Below are 19,063 nucleotides of genomic sequence, written 5' to 3' on the forward strand. Positions count from 1 at the left end.
TTTGTAATTAATGAATTTTTATCATAAATATAAGCATATTTTTGGACTTCAGTCCAAATTATAAATGCCATACAAATTTACTAAACTTTGAAAACTTAGTAAAGCTTTTTTGCAAATTTAATCAACATTCATAAATTACATAACTTTGTAGAAATTATATAAAATTTATGAGTAAAAATTTTTCAGTTGATAAGTTTTTAAACGATTCATTAAATAAAAAAGAAAAAGAAAATTTGCTACGAAATTTACGTTGCGAAAATAATCTTATTGATTTTTGTTCCAATGATTATCTTGGTTATGCTCGTTCTGATGACTTAATTAAAAAATTTAATGAAGCTAAGCTTTTTTTAAATAGAATTGGTTCTACCGGTTCACGTTTGATTTCAGGAAATTATAAATTCACCGAAGAGCTCGAAAAATATATTGCTGAATTTCATGGTGCCGAAGCAGGACTGATTTTTAATTCGGGATTTGATGCAAATTTAGGATTACTTTCAAGTATTCCGCAGCGTGGTGATACTGTAATTTATGATGAATTGTCGCATGCTTCGGTAAGAGAAGGTGTTCGTTTGAGTTTTGCAAATTCATACTCCTTCAAACATAATGATATTTGTGATTTACAAAGCAAACTTGAAATTGCGAAAGGAAATATTTTTGTCATTGTTGAGTCGGTTTATTCTATGAATGGCGACTTTGCATTATTAGAAGAAACTTCTGTCGCCTGCAACGCATACAATGCAAATCTCATAGTTGATGAAGCACATGCAACCGGAGTTGTAGGAAATAAAGGAGAAGGATTGGTAAAACTTTTAAATTTACAGGGAAAAACTTTTGCTCGAATGCACACATTCGGCAAAGCAATCGGCAGCCACGGGGCAATAATACTTGGAAGTAGTTTATTGAGAAAATATCTGCTCAATTTTTCACATTCATTTTTTTACACTACTGCATTGCCCTTGCATAGTTTAGTTTCGGTTAAACTTGCTTACGAAAAACTTTCTGAAGATGTTGAAAATATTAATAAATTAAAGGAGCTGATTAATCTTTTTAAATCTTCAGCAAAAGAAATCAACAGTTTGGAATTGATAAAAAGTGAAAGTGCAATTCAGTCGGTTATAATTCCCGGTAATGATAATGTAAAAAAAATAGCACAACATTTACAGGAAAATGGACTTGATGTGCGCCCCATTCTCAGTCCAACTATACCTAAAGGAAAAGAACGCCTGAGAATTATTTTACATAGCTTTAACAAAGAAGAGGAAGTAAAAAAGTTGATTGATGTTTTGAAACAGAAAATTTGAAATTTTCAAAAAACCCCTCCAAGCATGCTGTCTCAAAAGCAAAATTTTAGTACTTCTTTCTCTGTGGTTCTCAGCGAATACTCTGTGAATCTCTGTGTAACAATAAAATAAAAAATAACACAAAGAGCCACAGAGAATGCACAGAGTTACACAGAACACTTTTAACACCCTACTGGGAAAATATCGACAATTTCAATAATAATATTTTTCGGGAGCTTTTTTATACATAGGTATCAGCCAGCAAACTTTGAAGCCATAAAGTAAATCTAAGCGTCTGGAAGTATCTTTTTTCATTTTATTAAAATCATAGCGGCGGCTTTGGGTAAAACCCTGGGTAAAATCAAATCCTGCAATAAAACTAACAAGCCGTTTATTTCCCAGAAATATATATCCGATGAATTCATTCAGGGCAAAACCGTTTGTAAGGCGGTCGTAACCTTTTTTATAATCACCACGCAGCTGATAAGCACTGTTATTGGTATTTTCAATTCTTATTTTATGCTGCAAAAAACCGGGACCAAGTGTAAATAAAAATCCCGAATTCGGATTTGGTCCAAAACCTTTAAATACTTTACCGAATTTTGTTCCGATATAAAATCCTCTTTCAAAAAGATAAACTTCTGCGGGTTCTCCATTAGCATCAATAATAAAACCAACATTTGTAGAAATAGAATCGAAAATATTATCTTCTTTAATTTTATTGCCGAACATAAAATTAAATTCGATTCCGTAAAGAAAATTCTTTTTGTCTTTTATCGAAAAAGCACCACCAACATTTGAATTTAATCCGAATCGTTTTGCCAAATCTCCACCGGGAATTTGCAATGTATAAGAAGCCGAAATAGCGGAAATAAAAATACTTGAATCTTTAATACTTGCCTGAGGAAATGCATAAATAAAAGAAAAAAGAAAAAAGAATATTATTGAAAATTTCTTCATTTTATTAATGTTAAATTTAATCATTTGCATATAAACTCTTTTATAACAGAAAAATTGTAAAAATATTTTTTTAAAAAATGTAAACTTCCAGTAATTTCGATTCTGTTTCGGGCTTCAGTATTATATTTTTTAAAACTGCCGGAACCAAAACGGTTTCTCCTTTAATCAAATCAATTGCGTTTTTTCCGTACTCAAGTTTCATTTTTCCTTCAACACAAATATAAATTACAAAAGAATCTATAAAATTATAATCCAATGAAATTTCTTTTGTAAGATGAATTACGTTTGTTGTAAAATAAGGACATTCAATAATGTTTGACGATTTATTTAATTCCGTTTGATAATATGTTTTATAATTATTGTAATGTTTGTAATCCATAACATCAAGTGCAAAGTTGAGATGTAATTCGCGTGATTTCCCTTTTTTATCAACTCTGTCCCAATCGTAAATGCGGTATGTTATATCAGATGTCTGCTGAATTTCAGCGAGACAAATTCCCGCACCTATTGCATGAATTCTACCTGCCGGATTGAAAAATACATCATCTTTTTCGGCGTTTTCAAAGTTCAGAATATTTTTCAGTTTATTATTTTTCAGATGTTCCAGAAATATTTCTTTGTTCACTTCTTTGTTGAAGCCATTTATAATTTGTGAATTTTTGTCTGCATTCAGAACATACCACATTTCAGTTTTTCCATAACTATTATGATTTTTTCTTGCTGTTTCATCATCGGGATGCACCTGAACAGAAAGCATTTCCTTAGCATCAATAAATTTTATCAATAAAGGAAATTCTATTCCAAACTGTTCATATATTTTATCACCAACCAAATCGCCCATGTATATTTCAACGAGTTCCTCAAGATTATTTCCTTCAAGGAAACCGTTTTTTACCAACGACAAGTCGCCCTGAATTGCTGATATTTCCCATGCTTCGCCGCAATTTGGCAACGGTGAGAAATCTTTTCCCAGAATAGTTTTAATTTTATCACCACCCCAGATTTTATCTTTAAATATTGTTTTGAATTTTAACGGATATAATGAATTCATAAATAAAATTTAGGATTAAGGATTTAAGATTTAGGATTAGAAAAATAATTTCAACAATTCAACAGTTCAACAATTAAGCAATTAAATAATTTTACTAATCTAATAATAATATTATAAATCATGCAAAAATAAAATAAATCAATTTTTTATCACCTATATCTTAAATATCTTCCGATTTTAAGTGGTGTTGTTGATTTCATTCTGTTCAATCTGTATAGTGTTTTTACAGGAATTCTTAATTTTTTTGATATTTTACCTATATTATCTCCTTTCTTAACTTTATAATATCTCGGTTGCCGTGCTTCTACCAAGTATTTAAAAGAATTTTTTGTAAGGTTAAGTTCATTTGAGAGCAATTTATAATTTGTAAAATCAATCACCATTACAGGATTTATAGGTTGTCCGAGGTATCTTATTTCGAAATGCAGATGTGGTCCAGTTGAATGGCCTGTGCTGCCGCCATATCCGAGCAAGTCGCCTGCTTTTACAACCTGATTTGTTTTTACATTTGATGCTGATAAGTGGGCATAAACAGTTTCCAAACCATTATTATGCCGCACAACAATTACATTTCCGTAACTTTTACTTCGCTTTGTAACACGCACCATTCCGTCAAAAGCACAAAGAACGCTATCACCAACATTAAGTTTTATATCAGTACCGAAATGATAATGCCTCCACCGATAACCAAAACCCGAAGTAATATAATTTTTCATCGGATGAATATATTTACTTTTATTATTCACTAAAGTAATTGTTGTGGAATCGAGCATTTTAAAAATATCGAACTTATAAGGATGTACAAATACTGTATCCCAAAGTTGATAAATATCCTGACAAGGAGCTTTTGTGAAATTATAAATTACAGTAGAATGAGAAAAAAACCAATCATTAAAAGCAACTGCATTACTGTCATATATTAGTTCGTCTGTAGTTAAAAGTTCATCGTTGAAATAATCATCATTGAAAGTAGTATCTTGAGCTTCCTGGTCAAAATTATCTTCAATTTCCTGAGCTTTTAAAGTATTATTTAGCAAAAGATAAAAAGATAAAAAGATAAAAAAGAATTTAAAAAAAAGAAATGTTTTTTTTAATCTGTTTTGATATTTATTTTTTATTTTCAACTGTAACTTGGGTTTCAAAAAATATATTCTACAAACGATTATGATTTAACTTTTGTTGAAATAATATAGTTTAATTGTTAAAAAATCAAAAGCAGTACAGATAAATTATAGAAACAACAATTTAACAATTTAGCAATTTAAAGTTTTTGTTAAAAATCAATTTCATTTTCCTTTTCTTTTTTTTCTGAATCATCAGTATTGCAATTAAGTTTTGATGAAACTTTTTCTATGCCGTCAAAATCTTCCTGTCGGATTCTTAATGATTTATCGGCATATACTTTTTTCATATATAATGCCCATATTGGTAAAGCCATTGTGGCTCCCTGTCCTAAATCGGTGCTTCTGAAGTGTACACTTCTGTCTTCGCAGCCAACCCAGACGCCCGTAACAAGCTGTGGCACTACTCCCATGAACCAGCCGTCGGAGTTATTTTGAGTCGTTCCTGTTTTTCCTGCAATAGGATTTGACAAATTATATTTATACCGTAATCTTGCGCCAGTTCCCCATAAGCAAACGCCTTTCATTAAATCGAGCATTAAAAATGCAGTATTTTCGTTAAAAGCTTCTGTTGTTTTTGGCGAAAATGTTTCAAGCACGTTGCCATTTTTATCTTCAATTTTTGTAATTAATATTGGCTCAATCCATCTGCCTTTATTTGCGAATGTTGCATAAGCTCCAACCATTTCATATAAACTTAATTCCACAGTTCCAAGACATATTGAAGGTACAGCAGGAATAGAGCTTGTAATTCCCATTTTTCTTGCAATTTGAACCACTGCTTCGGGTTTGTATCTTTTCATCAAATAAGCAGAGATATTATTTATAGAATTTGCAAGTGCCCATTTTAAAGTTACCATTTCTCCTTCTCTTGCATCGCTTGAATTTTTTGGCGTCCATGGTTCACCCCCGGGATTTTCAAAACTGACAGAAATATTAGGAACTTTAGAGCAAGGTGTAAATTCTCCTTCCTGCATCGCAAGTGTATATAAAAATGGCTTAAATGTTGAACCCACCTGTCGCTTGCTTGAAATCACATGGTCGTACTGAAAAAATTTATAATTTATCCCTCCTACATAAGCTCTCACATAACCCGTTCTCGGCTCAACCGACATTAAACCAGAAAGTAAAAAATATTTATAATATTTTATCGAATCCATTGGCGACATGGTAGTATCTTTGATTCCCTTCCATGAAAAAACTTTCATTTTAACAGGTTTTTTAAATATTTTTGAGATTTCAAATTCACTATATCCCTGTGCTTTCAGAAACTGATAACGGTCGCTTCGTTTCACTGACTGGTCATAAGTTTCTTTTATCATTTCAGGTTCCATGGATTCATCAAAAGGTGCATTTTTAATGCCTTTCCAGTGTCGGTAAAATTGCGATTGCAGTTCTTTCAAATGTTCAACAACAGCTTCTTCGGCATATTTCTGCATTTTTGAATTTATTGTAGTATATATTTTTAGTCCGTCTCTGTATAAATTATAAGGAGTGCCATCTGCTTTTAAATGGTTATTGCACCATTCGGCAAGAACTCCTCTCAGATATTCGCGCAGATATGTTGCCAATCCTTCTGTATGGTCTTGTATTTTAAATCTTGATAAATCTATTGGAAGGGTTTTTAATGAATCATATTGTTTTTCGGATATGTAATTGTATTTGTACATCTGGTGCAAAACAACTTCACGTCTTTTTATGGCTCTGTCATAATTTCTAACCGGATTGTACCACGAAGGAGCTTTTAAAAGTCCTATCAGTAATGCTGATTGTTCTGCTTTCAGTGCATCGGGAGTTGTATTGAAATATGTTTTTGCTGCCGACTTTATTCCATACGATTGATTACCGAAATCAACTGTACTAAGATACATTGCAACAATTTCTTCTTTTGTATAGTTGCGTTCTAATTTTATTGCTGTGAGCCATTCTTTAAGTTTTATGATAACAAGTTTGAAAAAGTGAGGATTTTTTTCGCGCGGGAAAAGATTTTTTGCCAATTGCTGTGAGATTGTGCTGCCGCCGCCTGCATTTTTATTTCCAAACAAAATATTTTTTGTAACAACTCTGAATAAACTTTTGAAATCAATTCCTGAATGTTTTTGAAACCTGTAATCTTCGGTAGCCACAAGTGCATTTATAACATTTGATGAAAGTTCGTTATAACGGGCATTAGAACGATTTTGAAAAAAATATTTTCCCAAAATAACATTATCTGCAGAATAAACTTCGCTGGCAAGACTGCTTTTGGGATTTTCAAGTTGTGTGAAAGTGGGCAATTGTCCGAACCATCCGAATGATACTGCAAAAAAAAGCAACATCATCAATACAAGCGGAACAATAAGCATGAGCCAGATAAACTTAATAAAACTTCTACCGGTTTTGCTTTTTGTCATTTTTATTAGAGATAATAATAAGTTTAGTGTTACATTAAATATTATTGTCTTTGATTAATGAAGCTGGATGTTAGATGTTGAATGTTGGAAATTTGCGATTTTTCTAACCTCCAACTTCCAATTTCCAACTTCAGTTTTGTTACAATTGTATTATATAAATTTGTTATTTTTCAACCTTTTCGATACGAATGCCTATGTCAGTAATTCCGAGCAAATCCTCATTCCGCATTGCCTGCTCAAATTTAAAAATATATTTTCCTTTTTTTGGAAAAACAAGATTTTTTTTAAACAGCATCCTGTTGAACCATAAATCGCCAATGCCTTTGCCAAGCCATCTTCCTTTTTCATTTGCAAGTATGCAAACAAAAGTGTCTATTGACGACTTGTTATCGGGGTAAATAGTATTTAAAAAAATGTAAATATTTCTGTAAGCGTAAGAACCTTTATTGCGAATATTGAAATAAATATTATTCAGCGAAGTTGTATCGGTAATATTAATTTCAAAAGATATTTTATTTTTTCTGTTCCAGTTTCCTTCGGGTATTTCTTTTATATCCTCGAACACTCTGTTTTTATCACACGAATAAAATAGGAATAAAGCTATTGAAATTAAAAATAAATTTCCGAATAGTTTGGATGGTTCTCTCATTTTATGATAAAATTTTGATTTTCATTTTTATTATCCCAGAGAATATTGCTTTCGTCATTTTCTTTTTCAAGTTCTATTTGAGCGGGCTTTTGTCCTTTGCTGTTCATTGCCATCACTTCTTTTACCCTTTCGATATTAACTTCTATTAAAGTGTTTGGGTCGTTTTTATATGAGTACCACATCATTTTTTTAAAAACATCTGTCTTTTGATAAACGGCATCACCTTTTTTAGATTGAAGAATAACTGAATTATCGGGAAAATCTTGCAAAGCATCAATGTAGGCATCAAACTCATAATTGAAGCAGCATTTAAGTTTGGCACATTGTCCGGCAAGTTTCTGTGGATTTAGTGATAATTGCTGAACACGGGCTGCATTGGTTGAAACAGATTTGAACTCGTTAAGCCAGGTTGAGCAACAAACTTCTCTTCCGCATGAACCAATAGCACCGAGTTTACTGGATTCCTGCCGAACTCCTATTTGCTTCATTTCGATTCTCAGTTTAAATTCATCGGCAAGAATTTTTATGAGTTCGCGGAAATCAACCCTTTCTTCGGCAGTATAATAAAATATGGCTTTTGTTCCGTCACCCTGATATTCAACATCACAAATTTTCATAGTTAAACCAAGGTTTTTCGCTATTTCCCTTGCCTTATACATAGTTAAAACCTCAAGTTCCTTAACGGAATTCCATTTATCAATATCTATTTGCCGTGCTCTTCTGTATATTTTTTTTATTTCTTCGGATTTTTCATCAATTTCACTTAATTTTATTTTCATCCGTACCAATTCTCCTATAAGTGAAACCGTACCTATGTCGTGACCCGGACTCGCTTCAACCGCAACAACATCGCCAATGACAAGATTTATTTTATTTACATTTTTAAAAAAATCTTTTCTGCTGTTTTTAAATCTTACTTCAACAATATCAAATAATTCTTTGCCTTCGGGCAATGGAATATCATCGAGCCAATTAAATGTATTGAACTTGTTAGAGTTGATGTAATATTTCTTATTCAAATAAGTTTTTTTATAACTACAATCTTTAGATGTACAATCAAAACAATTCATAAAAAATTATGCTGGTAAATATTTAATGTTTATTTACAAAGTTACATTAAATTTTGCAATTTTAATAAATGAGTTATTTTTATGGGATTTATTTTAGTATTTTTGTGAATTAAGGATTTTGTTAAAACAAATGTTATGTATTTATTTTTCGACACTGAAACAACAGGATTACCACGAAATTGGAAAGCACCGATAACAGACCTGAACAATTGGCCAAGACTTGTGCAATTAGCTTTTTTATTCTTTGACAAAAATGGCAGTAAAATTTCTGGTGGCGATTTTATTATTAAACCCGAAGGTTTTTCGATTCCGGCAGACGCTTCCCGCATTCATGGAATTTCAACGGAAAGAGCAATTAAAGAAGGTAATCCATTAATAACTGTTTTGCAGAATTTTCAATCTTTAATAAGTCAGGCAGAAGTGCTTGTTGCTCACAACATTCGTTTTGATGAAAAAATTGTTGGAGCGGAATTTTTAAGGGTTGGAATGAAAAATACAATATCTTCAAAAAGAAAAATCTGCACAATGGAAAGCACAACAAATTTTTGTGCCCTTGATGGACCTTATGGTTATAAATGGCCAAAATTATCTGAATTGCATTATAAACTATTTCAAACCGGATTCGATGAAGCTCATAATGCTGCCATTGATATAACCGCTACGGCAAAATGTTTCTGGGAATTAAAAAGAAAAGGAAAAATATAGAATAATTCGTTATTCAAAATTATATTTTTGTTGTTGGAATTATTCCAATAGTACTTTCTAATAAAGCATTTTATGAAAATTTTAGTAATTTAAGAAAACGTATGACTTATGAGCAATATTTAGAATGGAAACAAGAACAAGATAATCAATAACTGGATTGCAAACTCTGTATCTGCCATTCAAAATGAATTCATATAATTTTATTATTTTTGTAAAAAAAAGAAAAATATGGATAGGATAATTTCCGCAAACATAGAAAATATTAAAACTATTTGTGACACATATAATATTAAAAGTTTGTATGCGTTTGGTTCTGTATGCACTGATAAATTTAATAAAAATAGCGATATTGATTTATTGGTGTCATTTAAACCTATGAATTATGGCGATTATGCCGACAATTATTTTATGGTTTGTGAAATATTTGAAAAATTATTTAAAAGAAAAGTTGATTTGATTACAGACAAATCGCTTTCAAATCCGTATTTCATTAATTCAATAAATAAAACAAAGACCATATTGTATGAATGAAAAAGCATTAAAATATCTGTTTGACATTAAGAATTCCATCGAATCTATACAAAAATACATTGGCAAAAAAAGAGATTTCAAGCAATACCAGAAAAATAAAATGTTAAAAAGAGCAGTTGAGCGTGAATTTGAAATAATTGGAGAAGCAATGAGTAGAATAATTAAAATAGAACCCGCTATTAATATTTCGTCTATATCTCAAATAATTGGCATGAGAAATAGAGTAATTCATGGTTATGATAAAATTGATGATGAAATTGTTTGGGGAACAATATCAAGGCATTTGCCGGGCTTGAAGAAAGAAATTAAAGAATTACTGAAAAAATAATGTTCAACTGGGTACATTACCGCTTGTATGGCGAATGCTTAGCCCCGCTGGCTTGAATTTTAATCCGGGAGTAGAAGAAAACAAATAAATTCTTTTTAAATAATAAATCCTATGAAAAAAAATCAACTTTTATTTATTTTAACTTTTGCAGTAGCAAATATTTTATTTGCACAGGATTCTTCTCTTAAAAAAGATAAAGAAATTATTTTATCAGCGGGTCCATCCGCTACTAAATTAATAAATGCGAATATCGATAAAGATGAATACAAAAGAGCAGACAATCAAATGGGAGTTAATGCAAGCTTTAGTTACAGCAAATATTTTGAAAATAGAATAGGTATTGAATATTCAAAATACAAGCAAGCTATTTATCAAAATGGTTTGTTTGAAAAAACAGAGCAAACAGATATAGATAAAAACACTTATGACTTGTGGATGAAATCCGAAATGACATATACTAACGTGAGTTCGGGATTATTTTAATTGATAATCAAAATATTTATAGAATATTAACAAAATACAAATACGGTTAAAAAGAATTAATGCCAAAGGCATTTAAGGTTTATAGAATAGCAATCCAAACAATAATGTTCGACTCCGATGGAGTCGAAGAATCTTTCAATATAATTTTCTATAAACCTTTAATCCCTTTGGGATTACAATGAGCTATGTCTAAATGTTATTGAAAATAAAAAAATATAAACAAATTTAATCCCGAACTCACGTTACAGTAATAAAAGAAAGTGTGATTGTATGCTCTCTTTTTTTTATTACTGGTATTCCTAATTTCATAGCTTTACGTAATATGTATTCCTGTAGCTTCTAATAAATCTTGCGTTCGCTGTATTATTTCGGCTACGGCAAAATGTTTCTGGGAATTAAAAAGAAAAGGGAAAATATAGTTCAAAGCAATAGTCACAAACCACAAACTTTTTTAAAAATTTACAATTTCAATAAATGGGCCATTTTTATTGAAAGGTCCATAAAAAGAATTTTCGGATATGCGTTGCGTTCAATATGAAATGAAGCGGTATTAAGTTCTTCGTAAATTTTTAAAATATTTTTCGGATTAATAAAATTAGAAAATTTTTCCAGCACTTCTTTTTCCGATTCTTCAATATTCGAAAATTCCTTTCCACAGCCGGTGCGTTCGAAACATTCTTTTATCAAATGCAGTGCATAGTTTAAGAAAAGTTTTTGTCGTTCTCTTCCGATTTTCGAAATTTCATCAACCCAATCGGAAATTTTTGCAAATTCGGGCTTCCAGCACAACCTCATCCAGTCAACAAAAAAATTAAAATCCGATTTTTCTTTATCGCTTTTATTTAAAATGTTTACAGCTTCAAAATAATTTCCATTAGCAAGATTAACGGCATAGTTAATTCTGCTTTGCGATTCATTATATTTATTTTTTAATGCCGAACGTATGTCATCATCGCTTATATGCGGAATTTTTACCATTTGCGTTCGCGAAAGAATTGTCTTTACAACCTGTTCGGGATTTTCGGAAATCAACAGAAATAAAGTTTTATCAGGTGGTTCTTCAAGAATTTTAAGCAACTTGGGAGCAGCGGAATGATAAAGCTTTTAAACCGAGTATTTTTATTATTTCATTGCAATCTTTTACGTTTATTGTTGCCTGTTTATTTTCAATTTCAATATTTCCGAGCCATTCGTTAAGTTCAAGATATGGATTATTCTGAACGGAATTACGCCATTCCTGAAGTATATTAGGATTGAAGCAAGATGCTTTTGCTGCACTGCCCGAAGCAGAAGAAACATTTGCTATCGGAAAAAGAAAATGCAAATCGGGATGAATGAGTTTTTCATATTTTACGCATGATGAACATACACCGCATGAATCTTCTTTCTGACGGTTTTCGCATGAAATATACTGTGCATAAGCAATTGCCAAAGGAAGCTTTCCTACTCCTTCATTACCTGCAAACAACTGTGCATGACTTATCCTGTTGTCCTTAACAGTTTGTATAAGTTTTTTCTTTACTTCGCTTTGACCTACAATTTCCTTAAAAAGCATTTTTACTTTGGTTTTAAAAAGCTGCGAGTTTTATTTAAATTATTTCAAAACAACAAATTTTGAATTTTTTATCATGTTTCCGTTCAAATTTGATATTTGTAAAATATACAATCCATTATTTAAATCTTTCAAATTGATTTTTGTATTTTTAAAATCAGTTTGAATAATACTATTTATTCGTTCTCTTCCAATAAAATCAAAAATAACAATTCTTAATTTCTTTTCATTCGTTTCGTTTTGAATATTGATGAAATCTTTGGCGGGATTAGGATATATTGAAATATTATTTTTAAAATTATTATTTTCAACTGTATTTGAAGTATTTTTTCCAAATACCGGACGTAACATTAATGCTCCTTTATATGAGGAGTTTTGCCATATTCCGTCGAGGTTATAAAATAAATTGCTATTACTTGTTCCTTGCCATCCAAAATCATTGTTTAAATCAAAACCCATATTTAAATTTTCGTTTGTAGTTTGATACCAGCCAACATAAATGGTTCCCGAACATACAAGCGGCACATCTAAATAATATGTATGAAATTCATTTAAACTGTCCTCAAACACAGGCAAAGGAGCAGGTGAGGTTTTTTTATAAATAATTGTTTCGGGAGTCAATGAACTCCAAACTGCAGGATAGAACATTTTCTTGTTCGCTTCGTTTAGTGTTCTGTTAAAATATATTTGTATTCCTTTTAAAGTATCGGATTTATTAAGAATAAACTTATATGCAACTTTACCTTTATATGCATCACTTCCACTCAAGCCCCAGCCGGCTTCCGGCACTCCATCATCATAAGCGTAATAATTGCTGAAGATTTGATTTGCTTTTACCGTGTCGTTATTATTATTAAAATCGGGTGTGGTATTTAATGAATCCTTTATTTCAAATGTTGTTGTATCGAAAGAATTTGCAGGAAAAGAAAAGCCATTTAATGGAGCGCTAAATGTAATTTCTGAAAATGGTGAAATATTGAGATTTCCTCCCTGATATTCATAAGGAGAACTTGAGCCCGACAAATCAGTAATTTTAAATTTCCTTAATACATTTCTTGTTGAATTACTCATGTTTCTGTAAATAGCTTTAACTGTATCTACCATTTGCCCGAAAGGGTTTGCTTTAAAATGCGCCCAAGGCATGGATTGATAGTCCTTTAAGAGCGAGCCTATTTTATCAACAAATGCAACATCATCAAAAATTGTATCGCCAATGTTTCGGCTTTTGTTCAGGTAAACGTAATCAATGTTCCATTCGTCAACAACACCCGAAGCCCAGCTCGGTTCATAACTGTTTGCTATGCTTGTATAATTCTTAAATCTGAATTGAAAATTCTTATTAAAATATAGGGAATCCCGTATAGGAATCATAATTAATCTGAAACTTTTATGATAAGTATTGTAGAACTGCTGATATGTTATGCCACCTGCGGATGCCCAAACAGTATTCCATGTACTGTCGGAAGGATTAAAAAATTCGAGAACCAAAGAATCTGTTAGTTCAGGTGAATTATCAGCATTTCCCTGCGGTTGATAAAAAAAACTTAAATAAACGGAATCGCTGACATTTATTGGCTGTGGAGTTGCTTCATTTGTTGAATCGAGTCGTATTGGTTTTGAAGTGAGAAAATCAGAAATTTCGGAACTTGAACTTGCATTACTATAAAGTTTGCCGTTTTTATCCAAAGCATCAAAAGTTGCAACACCCAAGGTTACCGGATTTTTTCCAAAGTCACGGTTAATAAATACACAACTATCAATCCATAGCGATGAATCGGGATATATTTCATCTTTTGAAAAATCATCTTTAAAAGGAAGGTAAGCAAATGATATAACTGATGTTCTTTTATTTCTTTCTGCAATTTCATTTTTATGATTTTTCAGATAATTTGTTATCTGAGGATTAGTTTGCAATCCAACAAGTGTTTCCTGCGAATAACAACTAAAAGAAAAAACCACAATAAGCAATACGTAAAAAAAATTCCTTTTCATTAAAAATTTAATTTGAATTATATTTAAATTGCTAAATTGTTTAATTGTTGTTTTATCCTTTATATATCTTCTAATAGTTGATCAATAACAATTCAACAATTAAGCAATTTAACAAAAAAATTTAAGCAAAAGCTAAGTCAAGTTAAAAATCTATAATAAAAAACAAAGAATTAATAAACTACAAACGACAAACTATAAACTTTATTTTAAATATTATTCATTTTTCTTAACCGAGCCATACCATAAATCAATTGCAGCACCAACGTTAACATTATTGCTTGCAGACGGTTTTTGTTTTTTAACAATTGCTTCGTCGCTTTTAACATCATTTTCAAATGTTTCGTTTCCAACATTTAAAGATGCCTCATTTATTTCCGAAATAGCCACTAATCGCGATTTTCCAATAACATTAGGAATTTCAGCCGACTTGCTGCTGAAGCCGCTTCCTATTGTAAGATTTATTTTTGAACCGGCTTCAACCAATGTGCCGGGTTTAATGTCCCTTCCTTTATATTTTTGCCGTAATATCGCATTTTCGGCAATATCTTTAACATAATCAAGTCGCCCTACTTTTAATCCGCTTGTTTCAAGAGTTGATAATGCTTGTCGCAAAGTTAAATCAACTACATCGGGCACTGGCACTTTTTCGGGTGTTTGTGCAACAATTGTAAGGTATATTTTTCTTCCCGATTTTACTTTTGTGTTTTGCAACGGGTCCTGCGAATATATAATTCCTTTTTTCTTTTTCATATCGTAAACAGAATCGCTGATGATGTATTCTACATCTTTATCTTTCACAAAATCATCAAGAGAATCAATACGAATACCTGTAAAATTGGGAACATAAATATATTTATTATGCTGAGTATAGATATTAATTATAATCGAAAAAACCCATATACATAGCAAAATAAAAACAAAAGCATAAAAAACATTTGCAAACACAGGATGTTTTCTGAAAAAATTTATAACTTTTGCTCTATGGTTAATCATGTTAGCAAAGATATAAAATTATATGGGGTAATAAAAAATGAATTATCTTTACATTTGTAAACATAGATAAACGAAAAAAGTATAATTTTATTATGATAAAAAAAAATATTGCAGTTGTTTGCGGTGGTTTCTCTAAAGAATCGGAAATTTCGATAAAAAGTGCTTCGAATATAATTAACAATATCGATGGCAAAATTTACAATGCATACAAAGTATTAATTGAGCAAAATGGCTGGTATGTTGAATGTGAAAATAAAAAATACCTTGTTGACAAAAATGATTTTAGTTGCACTATAAATAAGAAAAAAATAAAATTCAATTGTGCTTTTGTTATTATTCACGGGGTTCCAGGTGAAGACGGAAAACTTCAGGGATACTTCGACCTTCTCGGAATACCATATACTACTTCGAGCATGCTTGTATTGGCAATGACTTTCAATAAAAATGTTTGCAATAATTATGTGAGGCAATTTGGAACTCATATCCCCGAAACACTATTCTTTGAAAGGGGAGATAAAATTGACATCAAAAAGATAATTTCAAAATTCGGATTACCTTTGATTGTTAAGCCGAATAACAGCGGTTCGAGTATTGGAAATTCATTGGTTAAAAAAGAAAAGGACTTGAAACCTGCAATTATTAATGCCTTTAAAGTTGATGATGAAATTCTGCTTCAGGAATATATTAAAGGTAGAGAAATCACTTGCGGTGTTTTAAAAAAAGGGAATAAAATTATAACTTTTCCTTTAACCGAAATTGTTACAGAGCGTGATTATTTTGATTTTAAAGCAAAATATGGCGATAAACAAACAAAAGAAATTACACCGGCAAGAATATCCGTAAATATTGAAAAGGAATGTAAAAGAATTTCCTCAATGTTGTTCAAAGAACTTAAATGTAAAGGTTTATCACGTTTTGATTACATACTTAAAAATGACAAATTATATTTTCTTGAAGTAAATACTGTTCCCGGTATGTCCGCTGAAAGCATAATTCCCGGACAAATCAAAACAATTGGAATGCCGATGAAAGAGTTAATTGGTATTTTGATTGAGGAAGCGTTGAGGTAAATTAATAATGAATAATTAATAGTGAATAATACTGATTATTGACTACTGACTACTGACTTCATTTTTCTCTCAAACATAAAAACAACAATAATAAACACGCCGAGCAAGAGAGTATTTACAATAAGCTTTAAGCTGAGAACATTAGGTTTAAAGTATTCGGAGATAAAATAAGAAACTCCATAAACTAAAACTGCAAATAATAAATACCCGATTATTTTTATTAAGTTATAAGGTATTTTATAATATTTCTGTCCGATAAAATAAGAAATAACCATCATAGAAAAATAGCATAAGAAAGTAGCCCAGGCAGAAGCCATATATCCGTAAACGGGTATGAATATAAAGTTAAGAACAAGAGTAATTGCTGCACCGAAAATTGAAAGATATGAACCAAACTGTGTCTTGTCTGTTAATTTGTACCAAATAGATAAATTAAAATATATTCCCAAAAACATATTTGCCAGCAATAATATCGGAACAATTTTCAATCCCGAAAAATAATCTTCACCTATGAAATATTTAACAATATCAATATAAAGCGTTATTACTAGAAAAATAAATGAACATATAATTACAAAATATTTCATCACATCGGCATATAAATTTTTAGCATTTTCCTTTTGCGAATTAGAAAAGAAAAACGGCTCGGCAGCAAATCGAAATGCCTGAATGAAAATTGTCATCATAATCGAAATTTTGTAACAGGCACCATAAATTCCGAGTTCGTGCATTGAGATATTTCTGGGAAGCAAATATTTAAGTAAAATTCTATCCATGGTTTCATTTACATTCCCCGCCAACCCGACTATCAACAAAGGCAATGCGTAAGGCATCATTTTTTTCCAAAGAGAAAAGTCAAATTTGAAATTTATCCTGAGCATTTCGGGCAGCAATATTATAATAGTTGCTATACTTGAAATAAGGTTTGCAATAAAAACGTAACCTACTCCTACTTTTCCTTTGAAAACAAGATTTACAAAATCAGGCATAATATTGTGCTTGTATAAATACGGGCATAATAAAAGAAAAAATAAATTGAAAAAAATATTAACACCAATCCCCACTACTTTTACAATTACGAATTTTTTTGCTTTGTTTTCCTGTCTGAGTTTTGCAAAAGGAACCGACGAAAGTGCATCAAGCGATATGATTAAAGCAAAATAAATAATATATTCGCTGTTATTCGGGTACCTTATTGCAGAGGCTATAGGTTGTGCAAATATTGTTGAAACGGCAACAAAGAAAAATGAAGTGAAAAATAAAGAAATTAACGAAGTGCTGTAAACCGATTTTTTATCATTGTCAATTGTAAACCTGAAAAAAGTTGTTTCCATTCCATAAGTGAGAATTACTATAAGAAAAGCCACATAAGCATACATTTCGCTAATAGTTCCGAAATCGGAAGTTACAAAAACCCTTGTATGAATGGGAACTAAAAGGTAATTGAGCAATCGTCCAACAATACTGCTTAATCCATAAATGGCAGTTTGACCGGCAAGTTTCTGAAGTTGACTCAAAATTTTAATTTATTTGTTAAAGGCAAAGTTATGGATATTTATTATTTTTACCACTTTAAAATAAAAATTAATGTTGCTTGCTGAAAACCTTAATATCAAAGATTTTTCATATACTCTTCCCTTGGAAAGAATTGCTCAATTCCCATTGAAAGAAAGAGATGATTCTAAATTACTTGTTTTCAAAGACAACAAAATCAGTGAGAATATATTTAAAAATATTTCCAAATATCTTCCCGAAAATTCATTAATGATTTTCAATGATACAAAAGTAATTCAGGCGAGAATATTTTTAAAAAAACCAAGCGGTGCAAAAATCGAAATATTCTGTCTTGAGCCGCAGGATGAATATAACATTGCTTTTGAAAAAAAAGGAAACTGCAAATGGAAGTGTTTTATAGGAAACGCAAGTAAATGGAAAACCGGATTACTTTTCAATAAAATAAAACATGACAATAAAGAAATATGTTTATCGGCAAATCAATTGTACTGCGAAAAAGATTTTTTCATTGTTGAATTCTGCTGGCAACCCGAAAATCTTTCATTTGCCGAAATAATTGACATGTTCGGACAAACTCCGCTTCCTCCATACATCAAACGTTTTTCCGATGATACCGACAAAAATAAATATCAGACAATTTATGCAAAAGAAAAGGGTTCAGTTGCCGCTCCCACAGCCGGGTTGCATTTTACAAAAAATGTTATTGAAGAAATAAAAAAGAAAAAAATAAATTTCTCAAACATCACTTTGCATGTTGGAGCAGGTACTTTCAAACCGGTAAAAAGCAGTATTGAAAATCATAAAATGCATACTGAATTTTTTTTTATAAGCAAAGAATTCTTGATAACGCTGATAAATAACAAATATAAAAATATTATTTCAGTAGGAACAACAACTTTACGAACTTTGGAAAGCTTGTATTTTATGGGAGTAAAACTTAAAGTTGATAAAGATTTTCGGGATAATGAAATTTTATTTCTTGAACAATGGGAAGCTTATCAAGATAATTACAATATTGGTATTTCATTTGAAGAATCATTAAATTATTTATTGGAATATTTGAAAAATAAGAATAAAACAATATTATCAGCACGAACAAGTTTAATTATTATTCCCGGTTATAAATTTAAAACAGCAAATTATCTTATTACAAATTTTCATATGCCACAAAGCACATTATTGTTATTGGTTGCTGCATTTATAGGCGACAAATGGGAAAATGTTTATATTTATGCTTTAAAAAATAATTTTCGTTTTCTCAGTTATGGCGACAGTTGTGTGTTTCAGAGATTTTTTTAACTTTTTAACAAAATTTATTAAAAAAAACTTTACAACCCCCCCTCTGATTTCATACATTTGTTGTTAAACTA

18 protein-coding genes are annotated in these 19,063 nt (G+C 30.8%); 7 read left to right on the plus strand and 11 right to left on the minus strand.

The window, feature by feature from the left end:
* The first annotated feature begins 167 nt into the window (after window positions 1–167).
* A complete protein-coding gene (locus tag WC223_03190) occupies window positions 168–1,301 on the plus strand; it encodes a pyridoxal phosphate-dependent aminotransferase family protein (GenBank protein MFA6923236.1) in 1,134 nt (377 codons plus the stop codon).
* 192 nt (window positions 1,302–1,493) lie between these two features.
* Here the strand turns inward: WC223_03190 and WC223_03195 are convergent, their stop codons facing one another.
* The 6 genes from WC223_03195 to ricT form a co-directional block, all read right to left on the minus strand.
* Window positions 1,494–2,240: a hypothetical protein gene (locus tag WC223_03195; GenBank protein MFA6923237.1), complete on the minus strand. Its 747-nt coding sequence runs from the start codon at window positions 2,238–2,240 to the stop codon at window positions 1,494–1,496.
* Window positions 2,241–2,310: 70 nt separating this feature from the next.
* Entirely contained in the window at window positions 2,311–3,291 is a 981-nt protein-coding gene (locus WC223_03200; GenBank protein ID MFA6923238.1) for a type I phosphomannose isomerase catalytic subunit, read from the minus strand.
* 149 nt (window positions 3,292–3,440) lie between these two features.
* Window positions 3,441–4,415, minus strand: coding sequence for a M23 family metallopeptidase (locus tag WC223_03205; protein MFA6923239.1), 975 nt, complete (start codon window positions 4,413–4,415; stop codon window positions 3,441–3,443).
* A 149-nt stretch (window positions 4,416–4,564) separates the two neighbouring features.
* The gene (locus WC223_03210; protein ID MFA6923240.1) at window positions 4,565–6,805 is read right to left on the minus strand and encodes a transglycosylase domain-containing protein; all 2,241 of its coding nucleotides are present in this window, start codon (window positions 6,803–6,805) and stop codon (window positions 4,565–4,567) included.
* Between the two features lie 163 nt (window positions 6,806–6,968).
* Window positions 6,969–7,454 (minus strand): gliding motility lipoprotein GldH, encoded by a 486-nt coding sequence (locus tag WC223_03215; protein MFA6923241.1) that lies wholly within the window; start codon window positions 7,452–7,454, stop codon window positions 6,969–6,971.
* Window positions 7,451–8,473, minus strand: coding sequence for a regulatory iron-sulfur-containing complex subunit RicT (gene ricT, locus WC223_03220; protein ID MFA6923242.1), 1,023 nt, complete (start codon window positions 8,471–8,473; stop codon window positions 7,451–7,453). The genes WC223_03215 and ricT overlap by 4 nt, the downstream gene beginning before the upstream one ends.
* A 186-nt stretch (window positions 8,474–8,659) precedes the next feature.
* Here ricT and WC223_03225 point away from each other — a divergent pair, with 186 nt between their 5' ends.
* The 4 genes from WC223_03225 to WC223_03240 all read left to right on the plus strand — a co-directional run bounded on the left by WC223_03225 (window position 8,660) and on the right by WC223_03240 (window position 10,571).
* Window positions 8,660–9,229: a 3'-5' exonuclease gene (locus WC223_03225; GenBank protein ID MFA6923243.1), complete on the plus strand. Its 570-nt coding sequence runs from the start codon at window positions 8,660–8,662 to the stop codon at window positions 9,227–9,229.
* A 228-nt stretch (window positions 9,230–9,457) separates the two neighbouring features.
* The gene (locus tag WC223_03230) at window positions 9,458–9,760 is read left to right on the plus strand and encodes a nucleotidyltransferase domain-containing protein (GenBank protein MFA6923244.1); all 303 of its coding nucleotides are present in this window, start codon (window positions 9,458–9,460) and stop codon (window positions 9,758–9,760) included.
* Window positions 9,753–10,088 carry a HepT-like ribonuclease domain-containing protein gene (locus tag WC223_03235; GenBank protein MFA6923245.1) on the plus strand — a complete coding sequence of 112 codons (336 nt, stop codon included), beginning with the start codon at window positions 9,753–9,755 and terminating at the stop codon, window positions 10,086–10,088. The genes WC223_03230 and WC223_03235 overlap by 8 nt, the downstream gene beginning before the upstream one ends.
* Before the next feature lie 111 nt (window positions 10,089–10,199).
* On the plus strand, window positions 10,200–10,571 hold the full coding sequence (locus tag WC223_03240; GenBank protein ID MFA6923246.1) for a hypothetical protein: 372 nt from the start codon (window positions 10,200–10,202) through the stop codon (window positions 10,569–10,571).
* Between the two features lie 459 nt (window positions 10,572–11,030).
* Here WC223_03240 and WC223_03245 read toward each other — a convergent pair whose 3' ends face one another.
* From WC223_03245 to WC223_03260, 4 genes are all read right to left on the minus strand, one after another.
* Complete coding sequence (locus WC223_03245; GenBank protein ID MFA6923247.1) at window positions 11,031–11,648, minus strand: hypothetical protein; 618 nt, start codon at window positions 11,646–11,648, stop codon at window positions 11,031–11,033.
* On the minus strand, window positions 11,641–12,126 hold the full coding sequence (locus WC223_03250) for a hypothetical protein (protein MFA6923248.1): 486 nt from the start codon (window positions 12,124–12,126) through the stop codon (window positions 11,641–11,643). The genes WC223_03245 and WC223_03250 overlap by 8 nt, the downstream gene beginning before the upstream one ends.
* Before the next feature lie 39 nt (window positions 12,127–12,165).
* Window positions 12,166–14,115, minus strand: a complete 1,950-nt coding sequence (locus WC223_03255; protein ID MFA6923249.1) for a T9SS type A sorting domain-containing protein — start codon at window positions 14,113–14,115, stop codon at window positions 12,166–12,168.
* A gap of 213 nt (window positions 14,116–14,328) precedes the next feature.
* Complete coding sequence (locus WC223_03260) at window positions 14,329–15,108, minus strand: PASTA domain-containing protein (protein MFA6923250.1); 780 nt, start codon at window positions 15,106–15,108, stop codon at window positions 14,329–14,331.
* 92 nt (window positions 15,109–15,200) lie between these two features.
* Between WC223_03260 and WC223_03265 the strand changes: the two genes are divergently transcribed.
* A complete protein-coding gene (locus tag WC223_03265) occupies window positions 15,201–16,178 on the plus strand; it encodes a D-alanine--D-alanine ligase (protein MFA6923251.1) in 978 nt (325 codons plus the stop codon).
* A gap of 35 nt (window positions 16,179–16,213) precedes the next feature.
* Here the strand turns inward: WC223_03265 and WC223_03270 are convergent, their stop codons facing one another.
* A complete protein-coding gene (locus WC223_03270; protein MFA6923252.1) occupies window positions 16,214–17,695 on the minus strand; it encodes a polysaccharide biosynthesis C-terminal domain-containing protein in 1,482 nt (493 codons plus the stop codon).
* Window positions 17,696–17,765: 70 nt separating this feature from the next.
* Here WC223_03270 and WC223_03275 point away from each other — a divergent pair, with 70 nt between their 5' ends.
* Window positions 17,766–18,992 (plus strand): S-adenosylmethionine:tRNA ribosyltransferase-isomerase, encoded by a 1,227-nt coding sequence (locus tag WC223_03275; protein MFA6923253.1) that lies wholly within the window; start codon window positions 17,766–17,768, stop codon window positions 18,990–18,992.
* Window positions 18,993–19,063 lie beyond the last annotated feature (71 nt).

Source organism: Bacteroidales bacterium, assembly GCA_041671145.1.
In the GTDB taxonomy this organism is placed as follows: domain Bacteria; phylum Bacteroidota; class Bacteroidia; order Bacteroidales; family JAHJDW01; genus JAQUPB01.

Coding starts and splice junctions, on each gene's coding strand:
- WC223_03190 (MFA6923236.1), top strand. CDS start 168: ATGAGTAAAAATTTTTCAGTTGATAAGTTTTTAAACGATTCATTAAAT.
- WC223_03195 (MFA6923237.1), bottom strand. CDS start 2,240: ATGAAGAAATTTTCAATAATATTCTTTTTTCTTTTTTCTTTTATTTAT.
- WC223_03200 (MFA6923238.1), bottom strand. CDS start 3,291: ATGAATTCATTATATCCGTTAAAATTCAAAACAATATTTAAAGATAAA.
- WC223_03210 (MFA6923240.1), bottom strand. CDS start 6,805: ATGACAAAAAGCAAAACCGGTAGAAGTTTTATTAAGTTTATCTGGCTC.
- WC223_03215 (MFA6923241.1), bottom strand. CDS start 7,454: ATGAGAGAACCATCCAAACTATTCGGAAATTTATTTTTAATTTCAATA.
- WC223_03225 (MFA6923243.1), top strand. CDS start 8,660: ATGTATTTATTTTTCGACACTGAAACAACAGGATTACCACGAAATTGG.
- WC223_03230 (MFA6923244.1), top strand. CDS start 9,458: ATGGATAGGATAATTTCCGCAAACATAGAAAATATTAAAACTATTTGT.
- WC223_03235 (MFA6923245.1), top strand. CDS start 9,753: ATGAATGAAAAAGCATTAAAATATCTGTTTGACATTAAGAATTCCATC.
- WC223_03240 (MFA6923246.1), top strand. CDS start 10,200: ATGAAAAAAAATCAACTTTTATTTATTTTAACTTTTGCAGTAGCAAAT.
- WC223_03250 (MFA6923248.1), bottom strand. CDS start 12,126: ATGCTTTTTAAGGAAATTGTAGGTCAAAGCGAAGTAAAGAAAAAACTT.
- WC223_03255 (MFA6923249.1), bottom strand. CDS start 14,115: ATGAAAAGGAATTTTTTTTACGTATTGCTTATTGTGGTTTTTTCTTTT.
- WC223_03260 (MFA6923250.1), bottom strand. CDS start 15,108: ATGATTAACCATAGAGCAAAAGTTATAAATTTTTTCAGAAAACATCCT.
- WC223_03265 (MFA6923251.1), top strand. CDS start 15,201: ATGATAAAAAAAAATATTGCAGTTGTTTGCGGTGGTTTCTCTAAAGAA.
- WC223_03275 (MFA6923253.1), top strand. CDS start 17,766: ATGTTGCTTGCTGAAAACCTTAATATCAAAGATTTTTCATATACTCTT.